The organism is Bradyrhizobium daqingense, from assembly GCF_021044685.1.
GTDB classification, from domain to species: domain Bacteria; phylum Pseudomonadota; class Alphaproteobacteria; order Rhizobiales; family Xanthobacteraceae; genus Bradyrhizobium; species Bradyrhizobium daqingense.
Window position 1 is genome coordinate 3,523,562 of sequence record NZ_CP088014.1, and the last position, 15,179, is coordinate 3,538,740.

Annotated in this window: 15 protein-coding genes; 11 read left to right on the forward strand and 4 right to left on the reverse strand. The window is 65.0% G+C overall.

The features are described 5' to 3' along the window. Window positions 1-69: 69 nt before the first annotated feature. From LPJ38_RS16845 to fixL, 3 genes are read right to left on the reverse strand one after another with little or no spacing between them, the layout of a single operon-like run. On the reverse strand, window positions 70-492 hold the full coding sequence (locus tag LPJ38_RS16845) for a response regulator (RefSeq protein WP_145628194.1): 423 nt from the start codon (window positions 490-492) through the stop codon (window positions 70-72). 60 nt (window positions 493-552) lie between these two features. Beyond that, a complete protein-coding gene (gene fixJ, locus LPJ38_RS16850) occupies window positions 553-1,170 on the reverse strand; it encodes a response regulator FixJ (RefSeq protein WP_145628192.1) in 618 nt (205 codons plus the stop codon). A 3-nt stretch (window positions 1,171-1,173) separates the two neighbouring features. Continuing rightward, the gene (fixL, locus tag LPJ38_RS16855; protein WP_145628190.1) at window positions 1,174-2,691 is read right to left on the reverse strand and encodes a sensor protein FixL; all 1,518 of its coding nucleotides are present in this window, start codon (window positions 2,689-2,691) and stop codon (window positions 1,174-1,176) included. 207 nt (window positions 2,692-2,898) lie between these two features. Between fixL and LPJ38_RS16860 the strand changes: the two genes are divergently transcribed. The 11 genes from LPJ38_RS16860 (at window position 2,899) to LPJ38_RS16910 (ending at window position 13,437) form a co-directional block, all read left to right on the forward strand. After that, window positions 2,899-3,732 carry a universal stress protein gene (locus LPJ38_RS16860; RefSeq protein ID WP_145628188.1) on the forward strand — a complete coding sequence of 278 codons (834 nt, stop codon included), beginning with the start codon at window positions 2,899-2,901 and terminating at the stop codon, window positions 3,730-3,732. A 34-nt stretch (window positions 3,733-3,766) separates the two neighbouring features. Continuing rightward, window positions 3,767-4,192: a CBS domain-containing protein gene (locus LPJ38_RS16865; protein ID WP_145628186.1), complete on the forward strand. Its 426-nt coding sequence runs from the start codon at window positions 3,767-3,769 to the stop codon at window positions 4,190-4,192. Window positions 4,193-4,498: 306 nt separating this feature from the next. Next, window positions 4,499-6,148, forward strand: a complete 1,650-nt coding sequence (gene ccoN / locus LPJ38_RS16870) for a cytochrome-c oxidase, cbb3-type subunit I (protein ID WP_145628184.1) — start codon at window positions 4,499-4,501, stop codon at window positions 6,146-6,148. Between the two features lie 12 nt (window positions 6,149-6,160). Beyond that, window positions 6,161-6,895: a cytochrome-c oxidase, cbb3-type subunit II gene (ccoO, locus tag LPJ38_RS16875; protein WP_145628182.1), complete on the forward strand. Its 735-nt coding sequence runs from the start codon at window positions 6,161-6,163 to the stop codon at window positions 6,893-6,895. Window positions 6,896-6,908: 13 nt separating this feature from the next. Continuing rightward, the gene (locus tag LPJ38_RS16880) at window positions 6,909-7,073 is read left to right on the forward strand and encodes a cbb3-type cytochrome oxidase subunit 3 (RefSeq protein WP_008550637.1); all 165 of its coding nucleotides are present in this window, start codon (window positions 6,909-6,911) and stop codon (window positions 7,071-7,073) included. Between the two features lie 6 nt (window positions 7,074-7,079). Further along, window positions 7,080-7,952 (forward strand): cytochrome-c oxidase, cbb3-type subunit III, encoded by an 873-nt coding sequence (gene ccoP / locus LPJ38_RS16885; protein ID WP_145628180.1) that lies wholly within the window; start codon window positions 7,080-7,082, stop codon window positions 7,950-7,952. 119 nt (window positions 7,953-8,071) lie between these two features. Beyond that, window positions 8,072-9,538, forward strand: a complete 1,467-nt coding sequence (gene ccoG / locus LPJ38_RS16890; protein WP_145628178.1) for a cytochrome c oxidase accessory protein CcoG — start codon at window positions 8,072-8,074, stop codon at window positions 9,536-9,538. A gap of 17 nt (window positions 9,539-9,555) precedes the next feature. Beyond that, window positions 9,556-10,041, forward strand: a complete 486-nt coding sequence (locus LPJ38_RS16895; protein ID WP_145628176.1) for a FixH family protein — start codon at window positions 9,556-9,558, stop codon at window positions 10,039-10,041. 11 nt (window positions 10,042-10,052) lie between these two features. Then, complete coding sequence (locus LPJ38_RS16900) at window positions 10,053-12,245, forward strand: cation-translocating P-type ATPase (protein ID WP_145628174.1); 2,193 nt, start codon at window positions 10,053-10,055, stop codon at window positions 12,243-12,245. Beyond that, on the forward strand, window positions 12,245-12,412 hold the full coding sequence (gene ccoS, locus LPJ38_RS16905) for a cbb3-type cytochrome oxidase assembly protein CcoS (protein WP_145628172.1): 168 nt from the start codon (window positions 12,245-12,247) through the stop codon (window positions 12,410-12,412). Before LPJ38_RS16900 ends, ccoS begins: the two co-directional genes overlap by 1 nt. A gap of 74 nt (window positions 12,413-12,486) precedes the next feature. Next, entirely contained in the window at window positions 12,487-13,437 is a 951-nt protein-coding gene (locus LPJ38_RS16910) for an oxygenase MpaB family protein (RefSeq protein WP_167520206.1), read from the forward strand. A gap of 307 nt (window positions 13,438-13,744) precedes the next feature. Here LPJ38_RS16910 and glgA read toward each other — a convergent pair whose 3' ends face one another. Further along, complete coding sequence (glgA, locus tag LPJ38_RS16915; protein WP_145628170.1) at window positions 13,745-15,160, reverse strand: glycogen synthase GlgA; 1,416 nt, start codon at window positions 15,158-15,160, stop codon at window positions 13,745-13,747. Window positions 15,161-15,179 lie beyond the last annotated feature (19 nt).

The window sequence follows — 15,179 nt, forward strand, 5'->3', positions numbered from 1 at the left end:
GCGGTATCGGGGGGGTCGAAAATTTCGAGCGATATCTTAAGGGGGTCGCCTTACGTAGAATCCCGTAGGTCAACTTCCTTGCCGATCCTGAATGACGCGGCGGATACGTTTGACCAGGTTTTCGTCGAGAAGCGGCTTGAGAATCACGTCTTTGATGCCCGCGGCGGCGGCCCGCGCCGAAATATTCCGGTCCGGGTATCCGGTGATCAGGATGACCGGGACATCGCCGCCGGCTGCGCGCAGCCGGCCGACGAGCTCAAGGCCATTGATGCCGGGCATCTTGTAGTCGATCACGTAGCAATTGGCGCCGCGTGTGCCGGTGGCGTTGAGCAGCGCCGTCGCGTTCCTGAAGGTCCGCACGGCGAAACCGTCGGTTTCCAGAAGGAATTGCAGCGATCCCAGCACAGCGGCATCGTCGTCGACCACGTAGATGGTGGGTTTTGCCGATGACGCCATTGCGAGCCGCTGAGGGTGCGAGCCAACCTCGATCATGCAGCCTTGGCTATCACGGCCCACGGAAGCCAAACTTGACCTGGCTCAAGGCCACCTTCCTCAATCGTTGAGCATGCCGGCGCGCATCGCCATGCGGACGAGCTCCGAGAGGCTGTTGGCCTGCATCTTGGTCATCACATTGGCCCGGTAGACCTCGATGGTCCGCGGGCTGATGTCGTATTCGCGGGCGATCAGCTTGTTGGAGAGGCCGGCGATCAAGCCCTCCATGACCTGGCGTTCGCGCGGGCTCAAGGAGGCGACGCGGGCGGCGATGTCCTGCGAAATGGCTTCGCTCTTGGCTGCCGGTTCGGCCTGGCGGATCGCCGTTTCGATCATGGTGATCAGACGATCGTCCTCGAACGGTTTCTCCAGGAAATCGACCGCGCCGAGTTTCATCGCCTCGACCGCGAGCGGCACGTCGCCATGACCAGTCATGATCAGGATCGGGAACGGGCTGTTCTGCGCCTTCATGCGCTTGAGAAGCTCGATCCCGTCGATTCCAGGCATCCGCACGTCGGAGACGACGCAACCGAAGGCGAGGCCGGGCAGGGTGTTGATGAAATCCTTCGCGTTGTCGAACAGCGTAACGCCGAAGCCCGAGGACTCCAGCAGGAAATTCAACGAGTCCCGCATCGCGGCGTCGTCGTCGATGACGTAGACATGTCCCTTGGTCGCCATGAATCAATTCTCGTCGGTTGCCGGCAGGGTGAAGCGGAATGTCGCCCCGCCCGATGCATTGCTTTCGGCCCACATGCGGCCGCCGTGGGCCTCGATGATCGAGCGGCTGATGGACAGGCCGACGCCCATGCCAGTTTCCTTGGTGGTGAAAAAGGTCTGGAACAGGTTTGGAATGACGTCGCCCTGGAAGCCGGAGCCAGTGTCGGAAACCTCGATCTCGATCATGTCGTCGGCGACGCGCCTGTTGGCGACCACGAGCTCGTGCCGCGGCGACTGCGCCATCGCCTCCAGCGCGTTGCGGAACAGATTGACCAGCACCTGCTGGATCTGCACCCGGTCGGCGAGGACGAGATCGGCGGTGGGATCGAGGCTGAAGCGGAGCTGCACGTTCTGCTCGCGCGCGCCGGCGAGCCCTAGCGCGCCCGCCTCCTCGATCAGCTTGGACAAGCTCTCGACCCGCTTCTCCGACTCGCCGCGCGAAACGAAGTCGCGCAGGCGGCGGATGATCTGGCCGGCGCGCAAGGCCTGCTCCGAGGCGCGGTCCAGCGCGCTCTCGATCTTCGATGTGTTGGGATCGCTGCTACCGGCGAGCAGGCGCCGCGATCCCTTCATGTAATTGCTGATCGCCGCCAGCGGCTGGTTCAGCTCGTGGGCGAGCGCGGAGGCCATTTCGCCCATTGCGGTCAGCCGGGAGACGTGGACGAGCTCGGACTGCAACTCCTGGAGCCGGGCCTGGGTCTGCTGGTGCTCGGTGAGGTCGCGCACGAAGCCGGTGAAATAGGGTTCGCCGCCGGATTGCATCTCGCCGATCGACAGGTGCATTGGAAAGGTGGTGCCGTCGCGGCGCTTGCCGGTGACGATGCGGCCGATGCCGATGATGTGCGGATCGCCGGTCGAGCGATAGCGTGCGATGTAGCCGTCGTGGCGGGTGCGGTCGGGCTCCGGCATCAGGATGCTGACATTCTGGCCGATCGCCTCATGCTCGGACCAGCCGAACAGGCGCTCGGCAGCCGTGCTGAAGAGCTGCATGATGCCGTGGCCGTCGATGACGATCATGGCATCGGGAATGGTCTGGAGGATGGAGCGGAGGTGAGTCTCGCGCGTGCGCAGCGCCTCCTCCACCTGCTTCTCCTCGTCGATGTCGAGAATGATGCCGCTGAGATGACGGGCGACGCCGGCTTCGTCCCGAACGAGGCCCGCGCGGGCGCGGATCCATTGCCCTCTGCCGGAGCCGCCTGCGACCTTGAAGGACACGTCCAGGCCGCCGCCACGTTCGGCGAGACGCGCGATTGCGCTCTCCACGCGGTCGCGGTCCCCGGGCTCGAGGCGTGACAGGAACAGCTCATAGCTCGCCGGCTGGTCTCGCTCGATGCCGAGCAGGCTTCTGGTGGTATCCGACCAGGCCAATTCCCGCGTCGCGAGGTCGAGATCCCAGGTGCCGACGCCGAACCCTTCGATCCGCAGCCGGAAATGTTCACCCTGACCGTCGTCTGGTGGCTGCGTGACGCGGGCCGGCGGCAAAGTGTGACTCCCATTCTCGTGCGGCTAGCAAGCCGCCGCGAACACGGCGGTAATTTCGCCCAAGGGCGGGCCGGAGGCAAGTTCCGATGTCTGATTCCACTAGCGGAATTCCCGCGACACGGCGTCTGACGATTTGATCTATCTCATCCTGTCCGGTGTCAGCGCGGCTAGATTTCGCGGCAATTCACTGCTGTTCGGAGAATCCCGATGACATACGCGACCGTGATGGTCAGCCTAGCGCTCGACCAGTCCAACGAGGCGCGCCTTCAGGTCGCGGGTGAGCTCGCTGAACGATTCGAGGCTGGTATCATCGGGGTTGCCGCAGCGCGGTTCGCGCCGCCGCTGTATTTCACCGATGGCGCCGACGCCCAGGGACTGATCGAGGAGGGTGAAGCGTCCGTCACGCGGCGCCTCGCCGGTCTCGAGGCGCAATTCCGCGCGGCCATGAAGAATCGCGGCGGACACGCGGAGTGGCGCAGCGCGCTGGATTTCCCGGCGCGATTCATCATGGCGCAGGCGCGCTGTGCCGACATCGTCGTGAGCGGCGGGCAGAGCCCGGCCTTCTCCGACGCTTTTGCGCTCGCAAGCCCCAAGGATCTGGTGATGCAGGCGGGCCGCCCGCTGCTCGTCGTCCCCGACCGGGCCAACTGGCTCGATTTGCGCAGCGCGCTGGTGGCGTGGAAGGACACGCCGGAGGCGCGGCGGGCGGTGGCGGACGCACTGCCGCTGCTGCGCAAGGCGAGAGACGTCACCATTGCCGGAATTCTGGAGCGCGATGACGACCGCCCAGTCGTGATGGCCGGCGTGACCGACGTCGCCGCCTGGCTCGCCCGCCACGGCATCACCGCCACCGCGCGCGTTTCGGAAAGCACACGGAACGAAACTACCGCCGCGCAGTTGGACAAGGTTGCCGCCGAGGTTGGCGCCGGCCTGATCGTTGCGGGCGCCTATGGTCATTCGAGGTTTCGTGAGCTGATCATGGGCGGCGTCACCCAGCATCTGGTCGCTCAATCCGCCCGTCTGGTGCTGCTGTCGCATTGACGGCCGGCCAACAGCGAGTCGAGGAGGACGCGCCGTGTACAGATTTCTCGAGCAGACCGTCAGTGGCTACATGACGCGCGACGTCAGGACAGTGCAGCGCGACCACGACTTGCTCGCGCTCAGCGAGATGTTCGAGACCGACGATTTCAACTCCTATCCGGTCGTGGACGACGGACAGGTGGTCGGCATCGTCACCAAATTCGACATCCTGAAGTGCTTCGCCTTCACGCCGAGCCAGATGCTGCCGCGCTATCACGACCTGATGAGTCGCAAGATCGGCGACATCATGACGCCCGAGTTCATCTATGTCGGCCCCGACACGCGACTGACGCGCGTGCTGCAGATCATGGTCGAGCACCGCATCAGGAGCATCATCGTGCTCGACGGCGCCCAGAAGCTGGTCGGAATCATCGCCCGCGAGGACGTCATCGCCGCGCTCAAGGCGACGGCGAGAGACTGAAGCCCACCGGGCGACCGGGCTGTGATCTCCGTCATTGCGAGCGAAGCGAAGCAATCCAGACTGCCTCCGGGGAGGGATCCTGGATTGCTTCGTCGCTTCGCTCCTCGCAATGAATGCGAGATCGCGGTCCCCACCTCCGTGATTTCACGGAGATTGCTGCGGCCTTCTCCCACAAGGGGAGAGGGCATTTCAACTGCCAACCCCTCCTTCACATTAACGGAAATCCGCCCATCTTGATTTCAATCAATTCCCCGCGAAGGTGAATGTGGTTTCTGGCTGCGTGTTTCTTTCGAAAAGAGAACCCGCATGAGCCAGCCCTCCATCTCCAAATCCATGACGTCAGGTGAAAGCGGCTTGGCTGTCGTGTTTGCAGTCACCGCGTTCCTCTGCGTGATCGCAACGGCCAAGGCGCTCGATGCGCCCTTCGCCTTTCATGCCGGGCTCAGCGCGGCGGCGAGCCTCGCGGCGGTGTTCTTCATCGTGAACCGCTACTTCGAACGACCGGCTATGCTGCCGCCACAGGAGATCAACGGCCGTCCCAACTACAACATGGGGCCGATCAAGTTCTCCGCCTTCATGTCGATGTTCTGGGGCATTGCGGGTTTCCTGGTCGGTCTCATCATCGCCTCGCAGCTGGCCTGGCCCGCACTGAACTTCGATCTGCCCTGGACCAGCTTCGGCCGCCTGCGCCCGCTGCACACGTCGGCGGTGATCTTCGCCTTCGGCGGCAACGTGCTGATCGCGACCTCGTTCTACGTCGTGCAGAAGTCGTGCCGCGCGCGCCTCGCCGGCGATCTCGCGCCCTGGTTCGTGGTGGTCGGCTACAACTACTTCATCCTGGTCGCCGGCACCGGCTATCTGCTGGGCGTCACCCAGTCGAAGGAATATGCCGAGCCCGAATGGTATGCCGACCTGTGGCTGACCATCGTCTGGGTGGTCTATCTGCTCGTCTTCCTTGCCACCATCATCAAGCGCAAGGAGCCGCACATCTTCGTCGCGAACTGGTTCTATCTCGCCTTCATCGTGACGATCGCCGTCCTGCATCTCGGCAACAACCCGGCCCTTCCGGTTTCGGTGTTCGGCTCGAAGTCCTACATCGCGTGGGGCGGTATCCAGGACGCCATGTTCCAGTGGTGGTACGGCCATAACGCGGTCGGCTTCTTCCTGACTGCCGGCTTCCTCGCCATCATGTACTACTTCATTCCGAAGCGCGCCGAGCGGCCGGTCTATTCCTATCGTCTGTCGATCATCCATTTCTGGGCTCTGATCTTCCTCTACATCTGGGCAGGTCCGCACCATCTGCACTACACAGCGCTGCCGGACTGGACGCAGACGCTCGGCATGACCTTCTCGATCATGCTGTGGATGCCTTCCTGGGGCGGCATGATCAACGGCCTGATGACGCTGTCGGGCGCCTGGGACAAGCTGCGCACCGACCCCGTGCTGCGCATGCTGGTCGTCTCCGTCGCCTTCTACGGCATGTCGACCTTCGAAGGCCCGATGATGTCGATCAAGGTGGTCAACTCGCTCAGCCACTACACCGACTGGACCATCGGCCACGTGCATTCCGGCGCGCTCGGCTGGGTCGGCTTCGTCTCCTTCGGCGCGCTCTATTGCCTGGTGCCGTGGGCCTGGAATCGCAAGGAGCTGTACAGCTTGAAGCTCGTCAACTGGCACTTCTGGGTCGCGACCCTCGGTATCGTCCTCTACATCTCGGCGATGTGGGTGTCCGGAATCCTCCAGGGCCTGATGTGGCGCGCCTACACTTCGCTCGGCTTCCTCGAATATTCCTTCATCGAATCCGTGGAGGCGATGCATCCCTTCTACATCATCCGCGCCGCCGGCGGCGGGCTGTTCCTGATCGGCTCGCTGATCATGGCCTACAATCTCTGGATGACGGTTCGCGTCGGCGAAGCGGAAGTCCAGATGCCCGTCGCTCTTCAGCCGGCGGAATGAGGAGCACGAGCAATGTCGTTCTGGGCACGTCACCAAATCTTCGAAAAGAACTCGATCATCCTGATCGTCGGCATCCTGCTGGTGATCGCGATCGGCGGTCTCGTCGAGATCACCCCGCTGTTCTACCTCAAGAGCACGATCGAGGCGGTCGATGGGGTCAGGCCGTACACGCCGCTGGAGCTCGCCGGGCGCAATGTCTACGTCCGTGAAGGCTGCTATCTCTGCCATTCGCAGATGGTCCGGCCTTTGCGCGACGAGGTCGAGCGCTACGGCCACTTCTCCCTTGCCGCCGAGAGCATGTATGACCACCCGTTCCAGTGGGGCTCCAAGCGTACCGGTCCCGACCTCGCCCGCGTCGGCGCCAAATATTCCGACGATTGGCACGTCACCCATCTGATCAATCCGCGCGCGATCGTGCCGCAATCGGTGATGCCCGGCTATCCTTTCCTCAGCAAGGCCGAGCTCGACCCGGACGCGATCGCCGGCGACATGCGCGCGCTCAAGGCCGTCGGGGTACCCTACAGCGACGACCAGGTTGCCAACGCCGCCGCCGACCTGAAAGCCCAGGCCGATCCGGACAATGCCGGCACTGAGGCCTTCACCAAGCGCTACGCCAAGGCGGTGGTGCGCAACTTCGACGGCAAGACCGGCACGCCGACTGAGATGGACGCGCTGGTCGCATACTTGCAGATGCTCGGCACGCTGGTCGACTTCAAGCTCTACAACGAGAAAGCTAATCTTCGCTGAGAAGGCATGAACGATGAAAGCTATCCTGACAGTCCATAATGTTGCGTCCGAGCTCGTGACGACGATCTGGACACCGGTGTTCGTCGCGATCTTTCTCGCGATCATCGCCTACGCGTTTTGGCCCCGGAACAAGGCTGCGTTCGATGAGGCAGCGCACCTGCCGTTGCGGGAGGAGTGAGAGACCATGACCGATCATAGCGACGTCGATGCCGTCACCGGCAAGTCCACGACCGGACATGAATGGGACGGCATCAAGGAGCTCAACACGCCGCTGCCGCGCTGGTGGGTGATCTCGTTCTACCTCACCATCGTCTGGTCGATCGGCTATTGGGTCGTCTATCCGGCCTGGCCGCTGATTCAGGGCAATACCACGGGCGTGTTCGGTTATTCCTCGCGTGCCGACGTCGCGGTCGAGCTCGCCAATCTCGAGAAGGTCCGCGGCGACAAGATGGTGGCGCTGGGCGCGGCCTCGCTCGCCGACATCGAGAAAGACCCGGCGCTGCTCGCGCTCGCCCGTGCCAAGGGCAAGACCGTGTTCGGCGACAATTGCGCGCCGTGCCACGGCTCCGGCGGCGCCGGCGCCAAGGGCTATCCGAACCTGAACGACGACGAATGGCTGTGGGGCGGCACGCTCGACCAGATCATGCAGACCATCCAATACGGCGTGCGTTCCGGCCACGCCAAGACGCATGAAGGCCAAATGCTCGCCTTCGGCAAGGACGGCGTGCTGAAGGGCGACGAGATCGTCACGGTCGCCAATTACGTGCGGTCGCTGGCCGGCCTTCCGACCCGCAACGGCTTCGATGCCGCCAAGGGCGAGAAGATCTTCGCCGAGAACTGCGTCGCCTGCCACGGCGATGGCGGCAAGGGCAACCAGGAGCTGGGCGCGCCTGATCTGACCGACAAGATCTGGCTCTACGGCTCGGACGAGGCGAGTCTGGTCGAAACTATCAGCCAGGGCCGCGCCGGCGTCATGCCGGCCTGGGAAGGGCGGCTCGATCCCGCCACCGTCAAGGCGATGGCGGTCTACGTCCACTCGCTCGGCGGCGGCAAATAGCCCCGCGAACGACAGCCGTCTTAAACGGGGGCGCAGAAAAACGCCCCCGTTTGCGTTGCATCAAGTGACCGGCGGGCGCCGGGTCTAGGTTTAGTCGCACCTCCTGAGAAGATTCCGCGATGAACAAGACCATCAACCCGAACGAACTGAAGCCGGCGGACGACACCGGGCCGCTCTATGCTCCACGCAAGAAGGTCTATCCCCAGAGCGTCAAGGGCACGTTTCGTCGGATCAAATGGGGCCTGATGGCATTCTGCCTCGGCGTCTACTATCTGCTGCCCTTCGTGCGCTGGAACCGCGGCCTCGGCGCGCCCAACCAGGCCGTGCTGATCGATCTTCCCAACAGCCGCTTCTACTTCTTCTTCATCGAGCTGTGGCCGCAGGAGGTCTACTACTTCACCGGCCTGTTGATCGTCGCTGCGGTGGCGCTGTTCTTGATGAACTCCATCGGTGGCCGGATCTGGTGCGGCTATCTCTGCCCGCAGACGGTCTGGACCGACCTGTTCTACGCGGTCGAGCGCCTGATCGAGGGCGACCGGCGCGAGCGGATGAAAAAGGACAAATCGTCCGACCCGATGAAGCTCGAGCGCATCTCCGAGATCGTGCTCAAGCACTCGATCTGGCTCTTGATCGCCTGGTGGACCGGCGGCGCCTGGGTGCTCTACTTCAACGACGCGCCGACGCTTGTGAAGGAGCTCCTCACCTTCCAGGCGCCGATGATCGCCTACATCTGGATCGGCATCCTCACCGCGACGACCTATCTGCTGGCCGGCTACATGCGCGAGCAGGTCTGCACCTATATGTGCCCGTGGCCGCGCATCCAGGCCGCGCTCACCGACGAATGGGCGCTCAACGTCACCTACCGCTATGACCGCGGCGAGAAGCGCACCTCGGTGAAGAAGGCCGCCGAGCTGCGTGCGCTCGGCGAGCATGTCGGCGATTGCGTCGATTGCTACCAGTGCGTCGCGGTCTGCCCGACTGGCATCGACATACGCAACGGACCGCAGATGGAATGCATCCAGTGCGGCCTCTGCATCGACGCCTGCGACAACGTGATGACGAAGATCGGCCGGCCGAAGCGGCTGATCGGCTACGACAACGACATCAACATCCAGCGCCGGCAGGAAGGCAAGGCGCCGGTGTACCGGATCGTCCGGGCCCGCACCATCGTCTACAGCGCGATCATCGCCGCCGTCGGCGGTTTCATGATCTATACGCTGGCCACGCGCAGCCTGCTCGACGTCAACGTCCTGCACGACCGCAACCCGGTCGCGGTCAAGCTCAGCGACGGCTCGATCCGCAACGCCTACACGGTGCGACTCCTGAACAAGAGCGGTTATGATCGTGTCATCGCCATCGACGCGCATGGCCCGGCCAATGCCACCGTCCACGTCATCGGCGTCGATTCCGTGACGCCGGACAGGCCGATGATCGTGATCCCGCGCGACTCCACCAGCGAGCTGCGGCTGCTGGTCACTGCGCCGGCGGACAACAATCCGGAGAAGTCGATCCCGGTCCGCTTCCACGTCACCGATATCGGGCTCGGCGAGGTCGCCTCCGCCACCGACAATTTCGTCTCCCCTTGAGAAGTGAGGAAACTGCCATGGCCTCCAAGCCGCTGACCGGAACCAAGGTCTTCCTGATGCTCGTCGCCTTCTTCGGCCTCGTGATCGGCGTCAACGCCACCATGATGAAGCTCGCGATCGCGACCCTGCCCGGCACCGATGTCGACAGCCCCTATGCGGCGGGCCTCGTCTACGATCGCGAGATCTCGGCGGCGCATGACCAGGCGTTGCGCAAATGGAAGGTCAACGCCCATGTCGAGCGCCGCAACGACGGTGGCGCCTTGCTGCAGGTCGAGGCGCGCGATGCCAGCGGCCAGCCGGTCGCCGGACTGAAGTTCGGCGGCCGCCTGGAGCGGCCGACTGACAAGCGCGCCGATCTCGCCGTCGAGCTCACTGAGGCCGGCATCGGCATCTACCGCGGCAACGCCGCCGCCGTCGCGCCCGGCCAATGGGACCTGGTGATCGAAGGCGAGGCACGGGGAACGCGCGTGTTCCTGTCGCGCAACCGCGTGATCCTGAACTGAAGGAATTCGCCATGCACGTCACGCAGGATTTTTCGCACTACGTCCGGACCGCTGCCGAGGGTATCAAGCATATCGATCTCGCGGTCGAAGGCGTTCACTGCGCCGGCTGCATGGCCAAGATCGAGCGCGGCCTGTCCGCCATCCCCGACGTCACGCTGGCACGCGTGAATCTCACTGACCGGCGCGTCGCCCTGGAGTGGAAGGCGGGCACGCTCGATCCTGCCGGAGTCATCGATCGGCTCGAAGAGCTCGGCTACAAGGCCTATCCATTCGAGACCGAGAGCGCGGAGGTGGCGGAGGTCGCCGAATCCCGCTTCCTCCTGCGGTGCCTCGGCGTCGCCGCATTCGCCACCATGAACGTGATGATGCTGTCGATCCCGGTGTGGTCGGGCAACGTCTCGGACATGCTGCCGGAACAGCGCGATTTCTTCCACTGGCTGTCGGCGCTGATCGCGTTGCCCGCAGCGGCCTATGCGGGCCAGCCGTTCTTCCGCTCGGCCTGGCGGGCGTTGTCTAACAAGACCACCAACATGGACGTGCCGATCTCGATCGGCGTGTGCCTTGCGCTCGGCATGTCCGTGGTCGAGACCATCCATCATGCCGAGCACGCCTATTTCGACGCGGCGATCATGCTGCTGACGTTCCTTCTGGTCGGCCGCTTCCTCGACCAGAACATGCGGCGGCGGACCCGCGCGGTGGCCGGCAATCTAGCGGCGCTGAAAGCGGAGACCGCGGCCAAGTTCGTCGGCCCCGACGAAATTGCGCAGGTGCCAGTGGCGGCGATCCATCCCGGCGACATCGTGTTGCTGCGCCCCGGCGAGCGCTGCGCCGTCGACGGAACCGTGATCGAGGGACGATCCGAAATCGACCAAAGCCTGATCACCGGCGAGACGCTCTATGTCACGGCCGAGCAGGGCACGCCGGTCTATGCGGGATCGATGAACATCTCGGGCACGCTGCGGGTGCGGGTCTCGGCTGCCTCCGAGGCGACGCTGCTCGCCGAGATCACGCGGCTGCTCGACAACGCGCTTGCCGCGCGCTCGCGTTACATGCAGCTCGCCGACCGCGCCTCGCGGCTCTATGCGCCCGTGGTGCATGCGACCGCGCTGATCACCGTTTTAGGCTGGGTCATCGCAGGTGCAGGTTGGCACGATGCGATCGTGACCGGCGTCGCCGTCCTGATAATCACCTGTCCCTGCGCGCTCGGCCTTGCGATCCCGACGGTGCAGACGGTGGCCTCGGGCGCGATGTTCAAGTCGGGCGTGCTGCTCAATTCCGGCGACGCCATCGAGCGACTTGCGGAGGCCGACCACGTCATCTTCGACAAGACCGGCACGCTGACGCTGCCGAACCTCGAAGTGACGAATGCTGCCGATATTCCCGTCGACATCTTCGAGCTCGCCGGACGCCTTGCGCTGTCGAGCCATCATCCCGTCGCCGCTGCGGTGGCGCAGGCTGCCGGCGCCAGGTCTCCCATCGTGGGTGCGGTGGAGGAAACTGGGCAGGGTGTGCGTGCAAGCGTGGACGGGACCGAAATCCGTCTCGGCCGGCCGTCGTTCTGCGGCGCGGAGGCGCTGGTCGCTGACGTGACCCGCCTTGACCCCGAGGCTTCGGTCGTGGCGTTCAGCAAGGGCAGCGCAAGATTCATCCTGTCGGTGCGGCAGGGCCTGCGACCGGACGCGCAGGCTGTGATCGCGGCGCTGAAGGCGCGCAATATCGGCATCGAGATCCTCTCCGGCGACCGCGAGCCCGCGGTGAGGGCGGCCGCCCACGCACTCGACATCCCCGAATGGCGTGCCGGCGTCACCCCCGCCGACAAGATCGCGCGGATCGAGGAGTTGAAGCGGCGCGGCGCAAAAGTGCTGATGGTCGGCGACGGCATGAACGATGCGCCGTCGCTGGCGGCGGCCCATGTTTCGATGTCGCCGATCTCCGCCGCGCATTTGAGCCAGGCAACCGCCGATCTCGTCTTCCTGGGGCGGCCGCTCGCTCCCGTCGTCGCCGCCATCGATTCCGCGCACAAGGCGTTGCAGCTGATGCGTCAGAACCTCTGGCTTGCGATCGGCTACAATGTCCTCGCCGTGCCGGTCGCGATCAGCGGCGTGGTGACGCCCCTGATCGCGGCGGCGGCCATGAGCGGATCGTCTATCCTGGTGATGATCAATTCGTTGCGGGCGCGCCGCGCCTCGCGGGAGATCGCGTGATGGAGATCCTGGTCATCCTGGTCCCGCTGGCGCTCATGCTCGGCGGTGCCGGTCTCGTCGCCTTCCTGTGGTCGCTCAAGAGCGGCCAGTACGACGATCTCGACGGCGCCGCCTGGCGCGCCATTGCCGACGACGAGCCGCCGCAGGAAGCGTCGGCGAAGCGTTGAGGCCACGGCCGTTCATCGAATTGCCACAGGCCTTGCGGATCGTTCGGTCTCGTCGCAGCCGAAAGATCCTGCAAGTGGTGTCCGAGAAAGATCTGGAAGCGGCCCTCGAGGAGGTCCGCGCTCGTGCGGCGGGACCGGTGGCCGGCGTGTTCGGCCCTGACACGCTGACCTGGCAGATCGACCGCGAGGCCGTGATCTTCCTCGGCGCCGGCCGTGCGCTGCTGCTGCAGTTGGCGCATCCGTGGGTCGCCGCCGCCATCGCCGAGCATTCGAAGACCCTTGCCGACCCGATCGGCCGCTTTCATCGCACCTTCGACATCGTCTTCGCCATGGTGTTCGGCTCGCTGGATCGGGCGCTGCTGTCGTCGCGGCAACTGCATCGACGTCACGGCATGATCGCTGGGGCGATGCCCGAGACCGTCGGCCCGTTCGCGGCGGGCTCGCGCTATTGTGCCAACGACGTCCCATCGCTGTGCTGGGTTCATGCGACGCTTGTCGAGACGGCGCTGATGGCGCATGACCTCGTTCTGCCGCCGCTGTCGAGCGCGGAGCGCGAGCGCTACTGGACCGAGAGCCGGCTGTACGGCGCCCTGTTCGGACTGACCAGGGACGATCTGCCCGCGGACTGGGCCGGCTTCGCAGCTTACAACGCGGCGATGGCTCAGTCTGAGACGCTGACCGTCAGCGCGGCGGCGCGCGAGATCGCCGCGCAAATCTTCAGCGGCGCGCGTCCCTGGCTGCGGCCGCCGCGCTGGTATCGCGCGCTCACGGCAAGAATGTTGCCGGAGCGGTTGCGGGCCGGCTTCGGGTTCGAGCTCGATGAGCGCGACGAGAGGGCGGCGGACAACGCGCTGAGATGGATAAGGTGCGTCTATCCGAAATTGCCGGACCGCTTGCGCTATGTCGGCCCCTATCAGGAAGCGCAGGCCCGGCTGCGCGGTGAACCACAGCCCGACTGGATGGTCCGCAGCCTCAATCGGCTCTGGATCGGACGGCCGCAGATGGATGCGCGCGGGAAGAGGTGAGTCTCTCTCGTGTCCCGGACAAGCCGCAACGCGCGAGCGTTGCGGCGCAGAGCCGGGACCCAGGGGCCGCGAGCTCCGTAGACACATGGGCCCCGGCTCTGCAGCGCACCGTCGAAGAGACGCTGCGCTGCGTCCGGGGCACGTGAGAGGCGTGAGGCGGGCACTCGTCCAACACCGTCATTGCGAGCGCAGCGAAGCAATCCAGACTGTCGCCGCGGTGGGATTCTGGATTGCTTCGTCGCAAGAGCTCCTCGCAATGACGGCGGTGAGCGAGGGGATTCGCAATGATGAAGAAAACGCCTCCGCCTCACGCGGAGGCCAGCTTCCGGTACAGCGCGCTGTAGCTGCCGGCCGAGATGCTCCAGGAGAACGAGCGTCCCATGGCGCTGCGGCGCATGGTGTCGAGCTGGTCCTGGGCCATGAAGGCCTCGAAGGCGCGGCGGACGCCGCCGAGGAAGGATTCGCGCGAGGGCCTCGAGAACAGGAACCCGGTCTCGCCGTCGCTGATGGTTTCGGCGAGGCCGCCGGTCTGGTGCCCGATCGGCAGCGAGCCGAAGCGCTGGGCGTACATCTGGCTGAGGCCGCACGGCTCGAAGCGCGAGGGCATCAGAGTGAAATCGCTGCCGGCGAAGATGCGGCGCGCCTGGGCGTCGTTGAAGCCGATCACCACGCCGATGGCGTCGGGGCGGCGGCGATGCGCGTCGATCAGGGCCTGTTCGAGCGCCGGCTCGCCGGAGCCGGTGACCACGATCTGCCCGCCGGCATCGACGATCTCGTCGGCGGCCGACAGCACGAGGTCGATGCCCTTCTGGTGCACGAGGCGGGCGACGATGCCGAACATCGGGCCGCGCGACACCGCGAGCCCGAACTGCTTGCGAACGTAATCCGCATTGGCCTTCTTGCCGACCCAGTCGCCGGCGCCGAACTGCTGGGCGAGCTGGGCGCAGGAGCGCGGGTCCCAGCTCTCGTCGATGCCGTTGAGGATGCCGGTGAGCTCGGCGGCGTCGGAGCGGACGCGAAGCAGGCCTTCGAGACCGCAGCCGAATTCCTCCGTCGTGATCTCCCGGGCATAGGTGCCGCTGACGGTGGTGAGATGCGAGGCGTAGACCAGTCCGGCCTTGAGGAAGGAGACCTGGTCATAGAACTCGACGCCGTCGATGTGGAAGGAGCTCTCCGGTGCGCCGATCCGCCGCAGCGAGTCCTTCGGGAAGAGGCCCTGATAGGCGAGGTTGTGGATGGTCAGGATCGACGGCAGCTTGGCGCCGCGCCAGGCGAGATAGGCCGGCACCAGCGAGGCCTGCCAGTCATTGGCATGGATCAGGTCTGCTGCCCAATTCTTGTCCAGCTTGCCCATGGCCAGCTCAGCGGCTGCCGAGGCAAAGCGCGCGAAGCGGATGTCGTTGTCGGGCCAGTCGCGCCCGGACTCATCGCCATAGGGATTGCCGGGCCGGTCGTAGAGTTGTGAGCACAACAGCACGTAGACCGGCAGGCCGTCCTTGGTTGCGGCCCGCCCGAGCGAGCAGGCCGGCATCTCCGCGAAAGCCGGGCAGCGGCCAACGATCTGAATATGCGTGAGTTGCTCGATGATGTCGCGATAGCCCGGCAACATGATCCGGATATCGGCAAAGGAGCGAAGGGCGCGGGGCAGGGCAGCGGAAACGGCTCCAAGTCCGCCCACACGGACGAAGTCGTCCATCTCTGTCGTGACGAACAAGACCCTCAAGAACAGCTGCCCTCTGTCG

Excerpts from the sequence above, each read along its gene's own strand:
- fixJ (WP_145628192.1), bottom strand. The coding sequence starts at position 1,170 with ATGGCGACCAAGGGACATGTCTACGTCATCGACGACGACGCCGCGATG.
- LPJ38_RS16900 (WP_145628174.1), top strand. The coding sequence starts at position 10,053 with ATGCACGTCACGCAGGATTTTTCGCACTACGTCCGGACCGCTGCCGAG.
- ccoG (WP_145628178.1), top strand. The coding sequence starts at position 8,072 with ATGAACAAGACCATCAACCCGAACGAACTGAAGCCGGCGGACGACACC.
- LPJ38_RS16895 (WP_145628176.1), top strand. The coding sequence starts at position 9,556 with ATGGCCTCCAAGCCGCTGACCGGAACCAAGGTCTTCCTGATGCTCGTC.
- ccoP (WP_145628180.1), top strand. The coding sequence starts at position 7,080 with ATGACCGATCATAGCGACGTCGATGCCGTCACCGGCAAGTCCACGACC.
- LPJ38_RS16880 (WP_008550637.1), top strand. The coding sequence starts at position 6,909 with ATGAAAGCTATCCTGACAGTCCATAATGTTGCGTCCGAGCTCGTGACG.
- ccoS (WP_145628172.1), top strand. The coding sequence starts at position 12,245 with ATGGAGATCCTGGTCATCCTGGTCCCGCTGGCGCTCATGCTCGGCGGT.
- LPJ38_RS16845 (WP_145628194.1), bottom strand. The coding sequence starts at position 492 with ATGATCGAGGTTGGCTCGCACCCTCAGCGGCTCGCAATGGCGTCATCG.
- ccoN (WP_145628184.1), top strand. The coding sequence starts at position 4,499 with ATGAGCCAGCCCTCCATCTCCAAATCCATGACGTCAGGTGAAAGCGGC.
- LPJ38_RS16860 (WP_145628188.1), top strand. The coding sequence starts at position 2,899 with ATGACATACGCGACCGTGATGGTCAGCCTAGCGCTCGACCAGTCCAAC.
- ccoO (WP_145628182.1), top strand. The coding sequence starts at position 6,161 with ATGTCGTTCTGGGCACGTCACCAAATCTTCGAAAAGAACTCGATCATC.